General features: G+C 73.2%; 17 protein-coding genes. 14 read left to right on the top strand and 3 right to left on the bottom strand.

Translation table 11 applies throughout. The annotated features are described in order from the left end of the window. Window positions 1-13 precede the first annotated feature (13 nt). The gene (locus ACGFI1_RS22235; protein ID WP_392787432.1) at window positions 14-886 is read right to left on the bottom strand and encodes a dihydrodipicolinate synthase family protein; all 873 of its coding nucleotides are present in this window, start codon (window positions 884-886) and stop codon (window positions 14-16) included. Between the two features lies 1 nt (window position 887). Then, on the bottom strand, window positions 888-1805 hold the full coding sequence (locus ACGFI1_RS22230) for an EamA family transporter (protein WP_392787430.1): 918 nt from the start codon (window positions 1803-1805) through the stop codon (window positions 888-890). Between the two features lie 73 nt (window positions 1806-1878). Between ACGFI1_RS22230 and ACGFI1_RS22225 the strand changes: the two genes are divergently transcribed. From ACGFI1_RS22225 to ACGFI1_RS22185, 9 genes are all read left to right on the top strand, one after another. Beyond that, the gene (locus ACGFI1_RS22225) at window positions 1879-2817 is read left to right on the top strand and encodes a LysR family transcriptional regulator (protein ID WP_301173982.1); all 939 of its coding nucleotides are present in this window, start codon (window positions 1879-1881) and stop codon (window positions 2815-2817) included. A 61-nt stretch (window positions 2818-2878) separates the two neighbouring features. Beyond that, window positions 2879-4690 carry a serine/threonine-protein kinase gene (locus tag ACGFI1_RS22220; RefSeq protein WP_392787426.1) on the top strand — a complete coding sequence of 604 codons (1812 nt, stop codon included), beginning with the start codon at window positions 2879-2881 and terminating at the stop codon, window positions 4688-4690. Window positions 4691-4763: 73 nt separating this feature from the next. Beyond that, complete coding sequence (locus ACGFI1_RS22215) at window positions 4764-5402, top strand: histidine phosphatase family protein (protein WP_138640596.1); 639 nt, start codon at window positions 4764-4766, stop codon at window positions 5400-5402. A gap of 48 nt (window positions 5403-5450) precedes the next feature. Then, window positions 5451-6041, top strand: coding sequence for a TlpA family protein disulfide reductase (locus tag ACGFI1_RS22210; protein ID WP_386874595.1), 591 nt, complete (start codon window positions 5451-5453; stop codon window positions 6039-6041). Then, complete coding sequence (locus tag ACGFI1_RS22205) at window positions 6038-6781, top strand: cytochrome c biogenesis CcdA family protein (RefSeq protein ID WP_138640595.1); 744 nt, start codon at window positions 6038-6040, stop codon at window positions 6779-6781. The genes ACGFI1_RS22210 and ACGFI1_RS22205 overlap by 4 nt, the downstream gene beginning before the upstream one ends. A 1-nt stretch (window position 6782) precedes the next feature. Then, window positions 6783-8546, top strand: coding sequence for a cytochrome c biogenesis protein ResB (locus ACGFI1_RS22200; protein ID WP_392787424.1), 1764 nt, complete (start codon window positions 6783-6785; stop codon window positions 8544-8546). A 4-nt stretch (window positions 8547-8550) separates the two neighbouring features. Further along, window positions 8551-9561 carry a c-type cytochrome biogenesis protein CcsB gene (gene ccsB / locus ACGFI1_RS22195; protein WP_392787422.1) on the top strand — a complete coding sequence of 337 codons (1011 nt, stop codon included), beginning with the start codon at window positions 8551-8553 and terminating at the stop codon, window positions 9559-9561. Window positions 9562-9719: 158 nt separating this feature from the next. Continuing rightward, complete coding sequence (locus tag ACGFI1_RS22190) at window positions 9720-10724, top strand: hypothetical protein (protein ID WP_386874592.1); 1005 nt, start codon at window positions 9720-9722, stop codon at window positions 10722-10724. A 44-nt stretch (window positions 10725-10768) separates the two neighbouring features. Beyond that, window positions 10769-11041, top strand: a complete 273-nt coding sequence (locus tag ACGFI1_RS22185) for a hypothetical protein (protein WP_138640592.1) — start codon at window positions 10769-10771, stop codon at window positions 11039-11041. Between the two features lie 109 nt (window positions 11042-11150). On the opposite strand, the gene ACGFI1_RS22180 is transcribed toward ACGFI1_RS22185, so the two are convergent. Then, a complete protein-coding gene (locus ACGFI1_RS22180; RefSeq protein ID WP_021593176.1) occupies window positions 11151-11354 on the bottom strand; it encodes a BldC family transcriptional regulator in 204 nt (67 codons plus the stop codon). Window positions 11355-11601: 247 nt separating this feature from the next. On the opposite strand from ACGFI1_RS22180, the gene ACGFI1_RS22175 reads away from it, so the two are divergent. The 5 genes from ACGFI1_RS22175 (at window position 11602) to ACGFI1_RS22155 (ending at window position 15585) form a co-directional block, all read left to right on the top strand. Continuing rightward, window positions 11602-12579, top strand: a complete 978-nt coding sequence (locus ACGFI1_RS22175) for a threonine ammonia-lyase (protein WP_301173980.1) — start codon at window positions 11602-11604, stop codon at window positions 12577-12579. Between the two features lie 45 nt (window positions 12580-12624). Further along, the gene (locus tag ACGFI1_RS22170; protein WP_392787419.1) at window positions 12625-12864 is read left to right on the top strand and encodes a DUF4229 domain-containing protein; all 240 of its coding nucleotides are present in this window, start codon (window positions 12625-12627) and stop codon (window positions 12862-12864) included. 85 nt (window positions 12865-12949) lie between these two features. After that, window positions 12950-13651 carry a demethylmenaquinone methyltransferase gene (locus tag ACGFI1_RS22165; RefSeq protein WP_392787416.1) on the top strand — a complete coding sequence of 234 codons (702 nt, stop codon included), beginning with the start codon at window positions 12950-12952 and terminating at the stop codon, window positions 13649-13651. Between the two features lie 136 nt (window positions 13652-13787). Beyond that, complete coding sequence (locus ACGFI1_RS22160; protein WP_364545938.1) at window positions 13788-15044, top strand: geranylgeranyl reductase family protein; 1257 nt, start codon at window positions 13788-13790, stop codon at window positions 15042-15044. A gap of 181 nt (window positions 15045-15225) precedes the next feature. After that, window positions 15226-15585, top strand: coding sequence for an NADH-quinone oxidoreductase subunit A (locus ACGFI1_RS22155; protein ID WP_138636821.1), 360 nt, complete (start codon window positions 15226-15228; stop codon window positions 15583-15585).

Here is a 15585-nt window from a genome sequence, read left to right as displayed (position 1 = left end):
CCCTGGCCGCCGCCTAGAGGGCCTGGAAGGCCGCCATGGCGGCGGCGACGGATTCGGGGCGCGGTGCGCACAGGGGAGCGCGCACCGCCGGGTCGTCGATCAGCCCGACCTCGGCCAGGCACGCCTTGAGGACGGCGGGCGCCGGTTCGCTGAACAGCGCGTCCGCCATCGGGAGCAGCGCGTTGTGGAGCTTGAGGGCGTCCGTCCCGTCTCCGCGGGCCATCGCCGCGTAGGCGGACGGCGCGAGGCACGCGCACGCGGCGATGCCCCCGGCCGCGCCGAGCCGCAGCATCGGGTAGATGTACGCGTCGTCGCCGCAGAGGATCGCCTTGCCCGGGTTGGACGCCAGCACGGCCAGTGTGTCGTGGTCGATGCCGCCCGCGCAGTGCTTCATCCCGGTGACGCAGTCGAGCGCGAGGATCCGCAGGAGGGTCTCGGCGGACAGGGCCTTACCCGTTCGGTACGGGATGTTGTAGGGCAGGAGCGGGACGTCCACGGCCGCGCCGATGGCGGCGAAGTGCTCGACGACGGCCTCGTCCGACGGGCGCAGGTAGTAGGGGACGACGACCAGCAGCGCGTCGGCGAACGCGGCGCGCTCGCGGGCCTGCTCGATCGAGTCGGCGGTGCCCATCGTCCCGGCGCCGACGATCAGCGGGACGCCGGACTCGCGGGCGACGCCGCCGCACACCTCCAGGACGGTCCGCCGCTCCTCGGGCGTGAGCATCGCGGCCTCGCCGGTGGTGCCGAGCGCGACCAGGCCGTCCACGCCGTTCGCCAGGCAGTGGACGGCGAGGCGTTCGAGCGACGCGGCGTCCACCTCGCCGGTGCGGGTGAAGGGCGTGACGAGCGAAGCGTGCATTCCCCGCATGTCTGCTACCGCGTGCATGTCAGCTCACCTCACGGGTTCGGAGCCTGCGGAGGGCCGCGCGGGGCCACCGCGGCCGGACGGTCCCGGCCGCGACCCCCGCGATGATCAGCGCGGCGCCGGCGAGCTGCACCGCCGTCATCCGCTCGTCCAGCAGGAACGCCGCCGACACCAGCCCGAACGGCGGGACGAGCAGCGAGTACATGGCGACCGTCCCGGCCTCGTACCGGCGGATCAGCCAGCCCCACGCGCCGAAGCCGAACAGCGTGGCGGCGTAGGCGATGAACGCGAGCGAGGCGACCCCGGCGACCGACAGGTGCCGGGCGGAGTCCGGCAGCGCCCCCGGCCCCTCGAAGACCAGCGACAGCGCCAGCAGCGGGAGGGGCGGCACGAGCGACATCCACACCATGAACCCGAACGCGTCCACCGGCTCCTTCGTGACCTGGTTCATCCGCCGCATCCCGACGTTCGCCAGGCCCCAGCCGGCCGCGCCGCCGAGGCAGACCAGGAACGCCCCGACCGGGGAGCCGCCCTCCGCCCGCGCAGCGCCGAGCAGCGCGACGCCGCCGAACGCCACGACCATGCCCGCGACCTGCCGGGCGCCGAGCCGCTCGCCGAGCAGCGCGCCCGCGAACAGCGCCGTGAAGACCGCCTGGACCTGGAGGACGACCGACGCGAGCCCCGCCGGCATGCCCATGTTCATGCCGAGGAACAGCAGCCCGAACTGCCCGACGCCGAGCGGCACCCCGATCAGCATGAACCAGCGCGCGGCCACCGGCGGGCGGCGGACGAGGAACACCGCGGGCAGCGCGGCGGCCGTGAACCGCAGGGCGGCCATCAGCAGCGGAGGGAAGTCCTCCAGCGCCACCTTGATGGGCACGAAGTTGAACCCCCACAGCGCCGCGATCACGGTGGCCAGCAGGACGTGGCGCGATCTCATCCCCCGATCGTGCCCCCGCCATTTTCTTTAGGACAAGCGAGAAATGCTTGACATCTCGTTTTAGTATTGCTTCATGCTTGATCTGGAACGGCTGCGCGCCCTCCATTCGGTCGCGACCTACGGCTCGGTCAGCGCCGCCGCCGACGTGCTGCACGTCACCACCTCGGCGGTGTCCCAGCAGCTCGCGAAGCTGGAGCGGGAGACCGGGCAGAAGCTCCTGGAGCGCAACGGCCGCGGCGTCCGGCTGACCGACGCCGCCGAACTGCTCGTCGCGCACGCCGAGCGGATCCTCTCCCTCGTCGAGCAGGCGCAGGCCGACCTGGAGGCGCACCGCGGCTCCGTCGTCGGCCAGCTCACCCTCGCCGCCTTCCCCACCGCCGTCCGCGGGCTCGTGCCGAGCGCGCTGCGCGCCCTGCGCGCCGACCACCCCGACCTGCGCGTCCTGCTCCGCGAGGAGGACCCGATGCGCAGCATGCCGCTGGTCTCCCGCGGCGACCTCGACATGGCCGTCGTCCAGGACTGGAACAACGAGCCGCTGCCGCTGCCCGAGGGCCTGCGCAAGGGCGTCATCTGCGACGACGTCGCGGACGTGGCGCTGCCCGCCGACCACCCCCTCGCCGGCCGCGACACGATCGACCTCGGCGAGCTGGCCGGTGACCCGTGGATCAGCTCCGTGCCGGACAGCATCTGCTGCGACTGGCTGCTGCGCACGCTCCGCGCCGCCGGCAGCGAGCCCCGCATCGACCACATGGCCTACGAGTTCGCGACGCAGCTGTCCCTGGTCGCCGCCGGGCTCGGCTGCGTGATCCTGCCGCGCCTCGGCCGCTGCGACGTCCCGCCGGGCGTCGCGATCGTGCCGCTGGCCGCGCCGCTGTCGCGCCGCGTGTACGCGGTGTGGCGGGAGGAGGCGGCCCGCCGCCCGGCGATCCGCGCCGCCGTCACCGCCCTGCGCGCGGCCGTTCCCGCCGACGTTCCCACGGACGCTCTCGCCGACGTCCCGGCCCCGGCCTGACCTGCCCCGCGCCCGCCCCGGGTCGCCACGCGCGAACCTTGTTCGGTAGGTTCTCGCGATCATGGAAGGCGAGTGGCGGGTCGGCGGGTACACCGAGGTGCGCGAGCTGGGCGCGGGCGCCCAGGGGCGGGTCGTGCTCGCCCGGCACGACGCGTCCGGTACCCCGGTGGCGATCAAGTATCTGGCGGCGCGGGCGGACGAGGCGGACCGGGAGCGGCTCCGCCATGAGGCGCTCATGCTCGGCCGCGCGAACAGCCCGCACGTGGCGCGCCTCTTCCGGCTCGTCGAGGGGCCGGACACCGCCGCGATCGTCATGGAGGCCGTGGACGGCGTCTCCCTCAAGGAGGTGCTGGCGCGGCACGGCGCGCTCGGCCCGGAGGCGGCGCTGGCCGTCCTGAAGGGCTCGCTGCTGGGGCTGGCCGCCGCGCACGCGGTCGGCGTCGTCCACCGCGACTACAAGCCCGCGAACGTCGTCGTCCCTGCGGACGGGCGGAGCCGCCTCGTCGACTTCGGCATCGCCACCCCCGCCGGGGAGGAGGCGGGCGGCGCCGGGACCCCGTACTACATGGCTCCGGAGCAGTGGAGCAGGCACGTCGCCACGCCCAGGACCGACGTGTACGCCGCGACCTGCGTCTTCGTGGAGTGCGTGACCGGACAGCGGCCCTACAGCGGTGGCCGTGCCGAGCTGATGCGGGCGCACCTCACCGGCGAGATCCCCGTCGATGCCGTGCCCGAGGCGCTGCGGCCGCTCGTCCTGCAGGGCATGGCCAAGTCGCCGGAGGAGCGCCCGGCCGGCGCCGCCGCCTTCGTGGACGACCTGGAACGCACCGCCCAGGCCGCCTACGGCCGGGACTGGGAGGCCCGGGGCGTGCACGCCCTGTCCGCGGGCGCCGTGGCGCTCGCCGCGCTGTTCCCGCTCGCCGCCTGGCTGATGCCGGGCGCCGCTGGTGCGGCGTCCGCCGCCGGAGCCGGCGCCGCAGGAGCCGCCGCGGGGACGGGCGCCGCCGTCGGAGCCTCCGGCGCCGGGGTGTCCGGGGCCGGGACGGCGTCGGTCGCCGGGAAGGTCGCCGCGGGCTCCGCCGTCAAGGCGTTCCTCGGCAGCGGCGCGGGCCTCACCGCCGTCGCGGTCGGCACGGTCGCGGTCGTCGGCACGGGCGCCATCGCCGTCCAGCAGGTGACCAAGCAGGACCCCGCGCCGCGCCCCTCGGCGACGGCCCGGGTCGCCGCCACCGTCGCGGACGTGAGGCCGTGCATCACGCGGGCGCCGGGCGCGGTGATCACCCCGACCGACGGCCCGGCGAAGGTGACGCTCCCCGCGCAGGTCACGATGCCGAAGAACGCCGCCGTGTACCGCTCCGGGCAGGGGCTGCTGATCGGCCCGGCAGGGGCGGAGTGCGAGGCGTCGGTCGGCGCGAACGCGGGCGCCAGCTCGGTCGGCGACTTCGGGACGGCCCTGGTCGAGCAGAACTGGCAGGGCTCGGTCGGCGGCATCCGCATCCAGATGTGCACGTACTTCCCGGACTCCGCCCAGGCGCAGCGCGAACGCGCGCAGGGCAACGAGTGCTCGTCCATCCTGTCGACGCGCACGCCCCTGGCGACCGGCGTGCCCGGCTACCAGGCGGTGCTCACCCGCGGCCCCGGCACCGACAACCTCCCGCCGTCGCCCGCGGTGAAGGCCGAGCTGGCCGTCCTGACGCCGCGCGGCGTCACCTGGCCGATCACCTGCACGGCGCCGGCCGCCCAGTCCGCCATCTGCGACGCCGCGCTCTTCTACTGGTTCACCCAGCGGCTGGAGGACGCCAAGCCCCCGAAGGCCGACCTCGACCGCGCCGCGAAGGCCATCTCCGAGTTCGTCGCCTCCACCCGCATCTGACCCCGCCGAGCGCGCCGCCGTACTGGTGGGACCGGGGACGGGCCGGGTGGAGAGCGCGGGTAACCTGACCGCGATGACTGACACGACGATCGTTCACCTGCTCCGGCACGGTGAGGTGCACAACCCCGAGGGCGTCCTGTACGGGCGGCTGCCCGGGTACCGGCTGAGCGAGGACGGCGTCCTGATGGCGAAGGCCGCCGCCAAATGGTTCACCGACCGGGACGTGACCGCGCTGTTCTCCTCGCCGATGCAGCGGGCGCTGGAGACCGCCGCGCCCCTCGCGGACGCGATGGACCTGCCCGTCACCGTGGACGACCGTCTGATCGAGGCCGACAACCACTTCGAGGGGCTGACGTTCGGGGCCGGGGCCGGGTCGCTGCGCCGCCCCGAGCACTGGCGCCACCTGGTCAACCCGGTCAAGCCGTCGTGGGGCGAGCCGTACAAGCAGCTCGCCGCCCGGATGCGCGCCGCCGTGATCAGGGCGCGGGAGGCGGCGCGCGGGCACGAGGCCGTGTGCGTCAGCCACCAGCTGCCGATCTGGATCCTGCGGCTGCACGCCGAGCACCGCCGGCTGTGGCACCACCCGGGCCGCCGCGAGTGCGGGCTGGCCAGCCTGACGAGCCTGACGTTCGAGGGCAGCCGGCTGGTGGAGGTGGCCTACTGCGAGCCCGCCGCCGGCATCGCGAAGGGCCCCAGTGTCGCGGGTGCCTGACCGCACCGCTAAGTTGAGTACTACGTCTTGTAGTAGTAGGAGGGTCCGTTGAGCCCCCGAGTCTCCCCGCTGCGCGCCGCCGCCGCTGCCGCCGCGCTCTGCGGCCTGCTGGCCGGCTGCGCCGGGACCAACGCCTCCGGGAGCGGGCCGGACGGCGGCGACAACCGCTTCATCGCCGGCGACGGCAACATCACCGAGTACAAGCCCGCCGGCCGCAAGGGCCTCCAGGACGTCTCCGGCCAGCGCCTCGACGGCAAGGCGTTCCACCTGTCGGAGCTCAAGGGCAAGGTCGTCGTCGTCAACTTCTGGGCGTCGTGGTGCGCGCCGTGCCGCGGCGAGGCGCCGTCGCTGGAGCAGGTCTACACCGAGAAGAAGGCCGAGGGCGTCGAGTTCCTCGGCGTCAACTTCAAGGACTCCAAGGCCAACGCCCAGGCGTTCGAGCGCAAGTTCAAGGTGACCTTCCCCAGCCTGTACGACGCCGACGGCCAGGTCACGCTGGCGTTCCGGGAGGTGCCGCCGAGCGCGATCCCGAGCACCCTCGTCCTCGACCGGCAGGGCCGCGTCGCCGCCCGCATCATCGGCGCCACGACGTACTCCAAGCTGAACCCCCTGGTCGCCAAGGTCGTCCAGGAAAAGTGAGTACGGTCAGCGAGACGGTGGTCGGCGGGTCGCTGGTGGCGGCGGCGCCGCTCGCCGCGCTCGCCGGGCTCGTCTCGTTCGCCTCGCCGTGCGTCCTGCCGCTGGTCCCCGGCTACCTGTCGTACGTGACCGGGATGACCGGCGCCGACCTCGCCGACCAGCGGCGCGGGCGGCTCGTCGCCGGGGCGCTGCTGTTCATCGCGGGCTTCAGCGTCGTGTTCGTCAGCTACGGCGCGGTCTTCGGCGGGCTCGGCCGGTGGCTGCTGGAGTACCAGGACACGATCACCCGCGTCCTCGGCGCCGTCACGATCGTGTTCGGGCTCGCGTTCATGGGGCTCATCCCCGGCCTCCAGCGGACCCTGAAGTCGGGGCGGCTCCCGGCGGCCGGGCTGGCCGGCGCGCCGCTGCTCGGCGTCCTGTTCGGGCTCGGCTGGACGCCCTGCATCGGGCCGACGCTCGGCGCCGTGCAGGGCCTCGCGATCGCCGAGGCGAGCGCGGAACGGGGCGCGCTGCTGTCGCTGGCGTACTGTGTCGGGCTCGGCCTTCCGTTCGTGCTCACCGCGATCGCCTACCGCAGGGCGCTCGGCGCGTTCGGAGCCGTGAAGCGCCACTACCCCCTGGTCATGCGGATCGGCGGGGGGATGCTCGTCCTCATCGGGGTGCTGCTGGTGAGCGGCCTGTGGGGTGACCTGACCATCGAGCTGAAGTCGTGGATCAGCGGCTTCGAACCGGTGATTTGAGATGACTGACACCAAGCACGACCTCAAGGACGACCCCCGGGAGTCCGGGACCGAGGCACCCGCCGCGCGGCAGGCGCCGACGGAGGTGCCGCACCCGAAGGGCATCGGCCCGCTCGGCTGGCTGCGGTGGGGCTGGCGGCAGCTCACCACCATGCGCACCGCGCTGATCCTGCTGTTCCTCGTGGCGCTCGGCTCGGTGCCTGGGTCGATCCTGCCGCAGCGGGGGCAGGCGCCGGAGAAGGTCGTCGCCTACCTGGACGAGCACAGGACGCTCGGCCCGTGGCTCGACAAGTTCTCGATGTTCGACGTGTTCGCCGCGCCCTGGTTCGCGGCGATCTACATCCTGCTGTTCGTGTCGCTGGCGGGCTGCGTGCTGCCGCGGGCCGTCCAGCACTACAAGTCGATGCGGGCGCGCCCGCCGGCGGCGCCCCGCAACCTCGGGCGGCTGCCGCAGTCGGCGAAGTACGAGACGGACGCCTCCCCGGAGGAGGTGCTCGCCGAGGCGCGCACGGCGCTGCGCGGGCGCCGGTTCCGGGTGGACGAGTCCGGCGGCGCCGTCGCCGCCGAGAAGGGCTACCTGGGCGAGTCGGGCAACCTGCTGTTCCACCTGGCGCTGCTCGCGCTGCTGTTCGCGCTCGGCCTCGGCAACCTGCTCGGCTACCGGGGGAACGTGCTGCTCACCGAGGGCAAGACGTTCGCGAACTCGCTCGGCCTGTACGACCAGTTCGAGCCGGGGCGCGCGTTCACCACCGGCGAGCTCGCCCCCTTCACGATGACGCTGGACGACTTCAAGGCGACGTACGAGACCGACGGCGCCAAGCGCGGCCTGGCGACCGACTTCAACGCGCGGGTCCGGTACCGGGAGAGCCCGGACGCCGAGGAGAAGCCGTACGACCTGAAGATCAACCATCCGCTGATGGTCGGCGGCGCGAAGGTGTACCTGCTCGGCCACGGGTACGCGCCCGCGTTCACCGTCCGGGACGCCAAGGGCAACGTCGCCTTCCAGGACACGGTGCCGTTCCTGGAGATGGAGCCGCGCAACCTGACGTCCGAGGGCGTCATCAAGGTCCCCGACGCCCAGCCCGACCAGCTCGCCTTCTACGCGATCCTGTGGCCGACGGCGGTCGCCAGCGAGGACGGCAAGCAGATCGTGTCGGGGTTCCCGGCGCCGCTGCGCCCGGTCGTCACGATCACCGCGTTCAAGGGCGACATCGGCCTGGACTCCGGCACCCCCCAGTCGGTCTACAAGCTGGAGGGGATCGGCAAGACACTGCAGCCGGTCAAGGACGGCCAGAAGCTGCTGGAGCCGGGGGAGACGTTCAAGCTCCCGAACGGGGCCGGCTCGATCACGTTCGACGGGCTCAAGGAGTGGACGAGCCTGTCGGTCAACCGCGACCCGGGCCGCATCCCGGCCCTGGTCGCGTCCATCCTCGCGGTGCTGGGCGTGGCGACCTCGTTCATGGTCCGGCGGCGCAGGGTGTGGGTCCGTGCGAGCGCCGGGAAGGGCGGGCGTACGGTGGTGGAGGTCGGCGGTCTCACGCTGGGGAACCCGACCTCGGAGTTCGACGACATCGTGACCGCGCTGCGCGGTCCGGCGGACGGGCCCGCCCCCGAGCCCGAGTCAGGCGAGCCCGAGTCCGACGAGCCCGAATCCGGTGAGCCCGAATCCGGTGAGCCCGAGTCGGGCGAGCCCGAGTCAGGTGAGCCCGGCCCCGACCCCGACGCCGATCAGGAATCCGGGTCGGCGCCCGAACCGAAGGAGTGACGAGGTGAGCACTGCCGACCTCGCGAACCTGAGCGACAAGCTCATGCTGACCACCGTCGTGATGTACATCGTCGCGATGGTCGCCTACGCCGCCGACCTGGGCTTCGGCCGCCGCCGCGCGGCCGCCGCCCCGGCGGCCTCGGCGGAGTCGGCGGAGGCGCCGGCGAAGGTGCTGGTCGGCGCCGCGGGCGCCGAGACCGTCGCGGGCGGCGCCGGCGGCGGCACCGCCGCGGCCGAGGCGGGGCAGGACGGGGCCGAGCCCGGCCGCGTCCGCGCCGACTGGGCCCGGCTCGCGATCCTGCTGAACGTCCTCGGCTGGGGCGCGCACCTCGGCGTGCTGGTGACCCGCGGCCTCGCCGCGAACCGGTGGCCGTGGGGGAACATGTACGAGTTCCTCACCGCGATCGCGTTCGCCGCCGTCACCGCGTTCCTGGTCGTGCTGATCCGGTACCGGGCGCGCTTCCTCGGCGCGTTCGTCATGATCGCCGCCGCCGTCGCGCTCGGCGTCGCGAACATCTGGCTCTACGACTCGGTCGGCCCGGTCACCGCCGCGCTCAACTCCTACTGGATCGCCCTGCACGTGTCCGCCGCGATCATCGCGACCGGCGCGTTCACCGTGGCGGGCGCCGCGACCCTCCTCTACCTGGTGAAGGACCGCGCGGAGGCCCGCGGCGGCGCCGCGGAGGGCGGCGTGCTGTCGCGGTTCCCGTCGACCGACGGCCTGGACCGGCTGTCGATGCGGGTCACCACGTTCGCGTTCCCGATCTGGACCGCCGCCATCATCATGGGCGCGATCTGGGCCGACCAGGCGTGGGGCCGCTACTGGGGCTGGGACCCCAAGGAGATCTGGTCCTTCATCACCTGGATCATCTACGCCGCCTACCTGCACGCCCGCGCCACCGCCGGCTGGAAGGGCCGCAAGGCCGCGGTCCTGTCACTGGTCGCGTTCGCCGCGCTGATGTTCAACTTCTTCGGCGTGAACTACATGTTCTCGGGCCTGCACTCCTACGCCTGAGCGAAGCGAACCAGGGGGGCGTGGGGGCGTCGCGCGTCCCCGTGAGTGACTCGCGGGGATGACGGGATGTCGGGTTCCGGCTTACCCTGCCTCCGGGGACCCGGTCCAGCGGCGCACGCCGCTCGATACCCCGCGGGTCCCGCGGACAGAGGAGCCCGATGCGCTTCAAAGGCGTCCACCGCAAACCCCGGGAGCAGCGGGCCCGGGAGGTGCTCCGCGGCGGCCGGTTCCGACCCGAGGCGGGCCGGGACGGTGCCGGCGGGGACGAGCTCGCCTACGCCTCGTCCCCGCCCGACTCGGGGCGGACGCGGCCGCGCAGCAACCAGCCGCGGGACCGGTTCGGCCGGTTCCGCAAGGCGGGCCGCGACGACGACTTCGCGGTGGAGGGCCCGGACGCCGGGCCGGCCGGCGCGGACACCGCCGGCGGCCCGCGCGGGCTGACCGGCCGGCTCGCGCGGCGCGGCCACGGGCGGCCGCGCGCCGGCGACTACTCCTGGAGCGACTTCGAGCTGGACGACGACCGGCTCCGCGTCGAACCGCACCCGCCCGGCATGCCGCACGCCGCCGACGGCCGCCGCCACTGCGGCGTGCTGGAGGACGTCCTGCACCGGCAGTGGGACGTCCGGGACGGGCCGCCGCCGCCCGAGGTGATCGGCGCGGTGGAGAGCCTGGCGTCGCTGCCCGAGCGGCTGAAGGAGAAGCTCGCGGCCGGGCTGGACGGCATCTACGTGGGGCCCGGCGGGGTGCCGCAGCTCGACGACATGGGCCACCTGCGCGACCGGCCGCTGCCGTCCGGCCGCGCCACCTGGGACATCTGCGCCGGCGCCTACGGCGACCGCAAGATCGTCGTGGGTGACCGGCCGTCCCCGACCCCGGACGTGATGCTGCACGAGGTCGGGCACGCCCTCGACGACATCGACGGCCCCGACGGCGAGTGGACGTCCGACAGCCCCGCGTTCCGGAAGCTGTACGAGGAGTGCCTGCCGCATCTGGCGAGCGGCTTCCACCGGCAGCCGGGCGCGCTCGGCCGCCGCGAGTTCTTCGCCGACGCGTTCGCCGCGATCTCCTCCCGGCAGCGTCCCGCGCTCGTGGATATGCTCGCCGGCAACATCAGGACGGCCCTTGAGGTCATGCTCTTCTTCAACCGCGAGTACGGGATCTAGGACACCGTGATGACGGCGACGGCAGACGGCGAGGGTGATCGACGATGTACGTGATCCGGCTCCCCGACGGCACGCTCCGGGTCCCGCACAGCGTGATCGCCGGCGCGGACGGCTCCGAGCCCGGATCCGGCGCGCGCGAGGGACGGATCATCGCCGACGCCTATGTGGAGATCGGCCCGGACGACCCCGACTACGACCGGCTGCTCCGCGAGTCGCTCACCGAGGAGGAACTGGAGGACCGGCGGCGCCGCTGGCGGGACGAGGACGCGGACCTGCTCCGCCGGTTCGAGGAGTGGAAGGGGGACGCGGAGGACTGAGCGCCGGAGGGCGCGGGGAGCGCGGGGCGTCCCCGGGGCGGTGCGATGCCCCGGCCGCCCGGCTGGTTGGACCGTCGAGGGCGCGGCGGTCCGGGCGGCCAGAGCCTCGTCAGCGGGCCGAGTGCTCGGCGACGGGCTCCTCGCCGCGCAGCAGCGCGTGCACCTCGGACTCGCGGAAGCGCCGGTGGCCCCCCGGAGTGCGGATGCTGCTGATGCGGCCCGCGGCGGCCCACCGGGTGACCGTCTTCGGGTCGACCCGGAAGAGGGCGGCGACCTCCCCTGGGGTCAGCAGGCGCTCGCTCGTGCTCTCCACGTTTTCTCTCCCCCTTTGTCCCGCTCTCGGCGCGGGTGGACTGTTTACAGTGTGGCGGGTCAAGACCGATTTCTCCCTTGTTTTCGGAAAAGATCACCGACCGTAGTTTCCCGAGCAGGAGCGATCGCGCTCGGTATTCGGCACTGTGGCCACCGCTCCCGCACTGACCCCATTTGACCTGCCAAGTCACGGGGGAAACGGGCTGGGGCGCGCCTGCGGCGCGGTGCGCGAAGTAGTCTTCGAGACCATGTCCGATCTTGTTTCGCTGCCGGAGATCGAGCGGGCCGCCGAGCGCGTCGCGGGCGTCGCCGTCCGGACCCCGCTCGTCCCGTTCCCCCGCGACCCCGCCCCCGCCGCCGGCGAGCCGGAACTGCTGGTGAAGGCCGAGTCGCTGCAGCCGATCGGCGCCTTCAAGGTGCGCGGCGCCTACGCCGCCATCTCCGCGCTCCCCGAGGAGCAGCGCGCGGCCGGGGTCGTGACGCACTCCAGCGGCAACCACGCGCAGGCCGTCGCCTACGCCGCCCGCGCCCTCGGCATCAAGGCCGTCCTGGTCATGCCGCACACCACCCCCGGCGTGAAGGTCGAGCGGTGCATCGCGCTCGGCGCCGAGGTCGTCTACGTCGAGCCGACCGGGCAGGCCCGCGCCGAGACCGCCGGCAAGCTCGCCGCCGCGCACGGCTTCACGCTGATCCCGCCCTACGACGACGCGCGGGTCATCGCCGGGCAGGGCACGGTCGGGCTGGAGATCGTCAAGGACCGCCCGGACGTCGACGTTGTGCTCGTCCCGATCAGCGGCGGCGGCCTCATCGCCGGCGTCGCCGCCGCCGTGAAGGCGCTGCGGCCCGAGGCGAAGGTGATCGGCGTCGAGCCCGAACTGGCCGCCGACGCCCGCGACTCCCTGGCCGCGGGACGACCCGTCACCTGGGACGCCGAGAAGACCGGCCGCACCCTCGCCGACGCGCTGCGCGTCCAGCGGGTCGGCGACCTGCCGTTCGCCCACCTGCGCGCCCACGTGGACGGCATCGTCACCGTGACCGAGGACGAGATCCGCCGCGCGATGCGCCGGCTGGCCCGCGAGGCCCGCCTGATCGCCGAGCCGGGCGGCGCCGTCGCCACCGCCGCCTACCTGGACCGCCGCGCCGAACTGCCCGAGGGGCGCACCTACGTCTCCGTCCTGTCCGGCGGCAACGTCGACCCGGCGCTGCTCCTGGACGTCCTGAGGTGACCCCGGGGACGGAGCGCGCGGGACCGGGGTTAACCTCGAAGGGTCATGCGCTCCGTCATCCTCTACACCATCGCGCGGGCCGCGATCTTCGCGGCGACCGCGGGTGTGCTGGCGCTCTTCGGCGCCCGCGGCTTCCTGCTCCTGCTGCTGGCCCTGCTGATCAGCGGCATCGTCAGCTACGTACTGCTGTCCGCGCAGCGCGACCGCATGTCCGCCGCCGTCACCCGCGGCGTCCGCAGCGGACGGAAGAAGTACGAGAAGTCCCTCACCAAGGAAGACGCGTGACGGCTTCCGCCGGGCCGTCGCGCCCGTAGGGAACCAAGGGGGACCACGGGCGCGCACGGGTCCGGGCAGTCTCTAGGCTGGAGGCATGACCCGCGCCTCTCTTGACAAGCAGCCGGCCGACGTGGCGGCGATGTTCGACGGCACCGCCGAGCGGTACGACCTGCTGAACACGCTGATGACCGGCGGGCAGGACCGGCGGTGGCGGCGGGAGGTCGTGCGGGCGCTGGACGCGCGGCCGGGCGAGCGGATCCTCGACCTCGCGGCGGGGACGGGCACGTCCTCGGTGCCGTTCGCGGAGGCGGGCGCCGACACGGTGGCCTGCGACTTCTCCCTCGGGATGCTGCGCGTCGGGGTGCGTCGGCAGGAGGGCGTGCGGGGGCTGCGCTTCGTGGCCGGCGACGCGCTGTCGCTGCCGTTCGCGGACGGCTCGTTCGACGCCGTCACGATCTCCTTCGGGCTGCGCAACGTCGCCGACACCGTGAAGGCGCTGCGCGAGCTGCGCCGGGTCGCGCGGCCGGGCGGGCGGCTGCTGGTGTGCGAGGTGAGCCACCCCCCGAACGCGCTGCTGGCGCTCGGCCACAAGGCGCACCTGAGGTACGGGCTGCCGCTGCTGGCGCGGGTCAGCTCCAATCCCGACTCCTACCGCTACCTCGCCGAGTCGACGCTCGCCTGGCCCGACCAGGCGGGACTGGCGCGGCTCATCCAGGACGCCGGCTGGGACGCGGTGCGGTGGCGCGACCTCACGTTCGGGGTGGCCGCGATGCACCACGCGGTCAATCCCGGCTGATCGCGGCGGCGGGCGGTTCGGACCGGTCCAAAGTCAGACCGACCCAGAAGTACCCACCAGTCGTGATAAAGGAATAGACTCCCCTGTCGGATCCTTGTGAAGTGCTTCACAAGCGAACGAGCTGAAGAGGAACGCCGTGACCGACTCCACCCGACACGCGGACGTGATCGTCGTCGGGGCAGGCCCCGCCGGATCGTCGACCGCCTACTGGTTGGCGCAGGCCGGCCTGGACGTGTACCTGCTGGAGAAGGCCGTCTTCCCGCGGGACAAGATCTGCGGTGACGGGCTCACCCCCCGCGCCGTCCGCGCCCTCATCGGCATGGGCGTCGACATCAACGACCCGGGCTGGGGCCGCAACCGGGGGCTGCGCATCTACGGCGGCGGCGTCAAGGTCGAGCTGCCCTGGCCGGAGCTCGCGTCCTTCCCCGACTTCGGGCTCGTCCGCAAGCGCACCGACCTCGACCAGCTGCTCGCCGAGCACGCCGCGAAGGCCGGCGCGCGGCTGCTGCAGGGCTGCAACGTGACCGGTCCCATCCTGGACGAGCGCACCGACCGCATCATCGGCGTCACCGCCGTCCTCGACGGCGAGGAGACGGAGTTCCGCGCGCCGCTCGTCGTCGCCGCCGACGGCAACTCCACCCGGCTGTCGCTCGCCATGGGGCTGCGGCGGCGCGAGGACCGGCCGATGGGCGTCGCGGTCCGCCGCTACTTCCAGTCGCCGCGCCACGACGACGACTTCATGGAGGCGTGGCTCGAACTGTGGGACGGCGAGCGACTCCTGCCCGGCTACGGCTGGGTGTTCGGCGTCGGCGACGGCACGTCCAACGTCGGCCTCGGCCTCCTCAACACCAGCAAGGCGTTCCAGAACGTCGACTACCGGGGCATGCTGAAGCGCTGGTGCGCGCAGATGCCCGAGGACTGGCAGTTCGACGAGGAGCACGCCACCTCCAAGATCCGCGGCGCGGCGCTGCCGATGGGCTTCAACCGGCAGCCGCACTACACCCGGGGCATGCTGCTGGTCGGCGACGCCGGCGGCATGATCAACCCGTTCAACGGCGAGGGCATCGACTACGCGCTGGAGTCCGGCCGGCTGGCCGCCGACATCATGGTGCAGGCGCTCGCCCGCCGCACCCCGGCGCAGCGCGAGCGGACCCTCTACGAGTACCCGCGCATCCTGAAGGACGAGCACGGCGGCTACTTCACCCTCGCGCGCGTCTTCGTGCAGGCGATCGGCGACCCGCGCGTCATGAAGTTCCTGACCTCGCACGGCCTGCCGCACCCGACGCTGATGCGCTTCACGCTCAAGCTCCTGGCCAACCTGACCGACCCCAAGGGCGGGGACGCGATGGACCGGGTCATCAACGCGATGCAGAAGGTGGCGCCGGCGGCATGAGCGAACCCCGTACGACGCTCCTGATCGAGCTGATCGAATTGAAGCTTCCGCAGGTGAGCGGACTACAGTGCAGTACCCGAGCCCCTGAGGGGAGCGCTATTGATCACCTTGGTTAGGGTGGCGGGTCGCCGGCGGCCCGTCCCGTACAACGTCGTACGTCCCGAGGAGAGGTCGTAGAGGCATGGATCTCTATATTCCGATCATCGTGCTCGGGGTGCTCGCCTTCGCCTTCGCGGCGGGCTCGGTGCTGATGGCCGCGTTCACCGGGCCGAAGCGGTGGAACCGCGCCCGGCTGGACGCCTACGAGTGCGGCATCGAGCCGACTCCGCAGCCGGTCGGCGGCGGGCGTTTTCCGATCAAGTACTACCTGACGGCGATGCTGTTCATCGTCTTCGACATTGAGATCATCTTCCTTTACCCCTGGGCGGTCGCGTTCGACCGGATGGGGCTCTTCGGCCTTGTCGAGATGGTCCTTTTCATCGTCACCGTGCTCGTGGCGTACGCCTACATCTGGCGGCGCGGCGGTCTGGAGTGGGACTGA

It is taken from the genome of Actinomadura geliboluensis (genome assembly GCF_043197915.1).
Lineage (GTDB): Bacteria > Actinomycetota > Actinomycetes > Streptosporangiales > Streptosporangiaceae > Spirillospora > Spirillospora geliboluensis.
The sequence above is the reverse complement of the archived record's forward strand: the minus strand, read 5'-3'. Positions and strand labels throughout refer to the sequence as shown.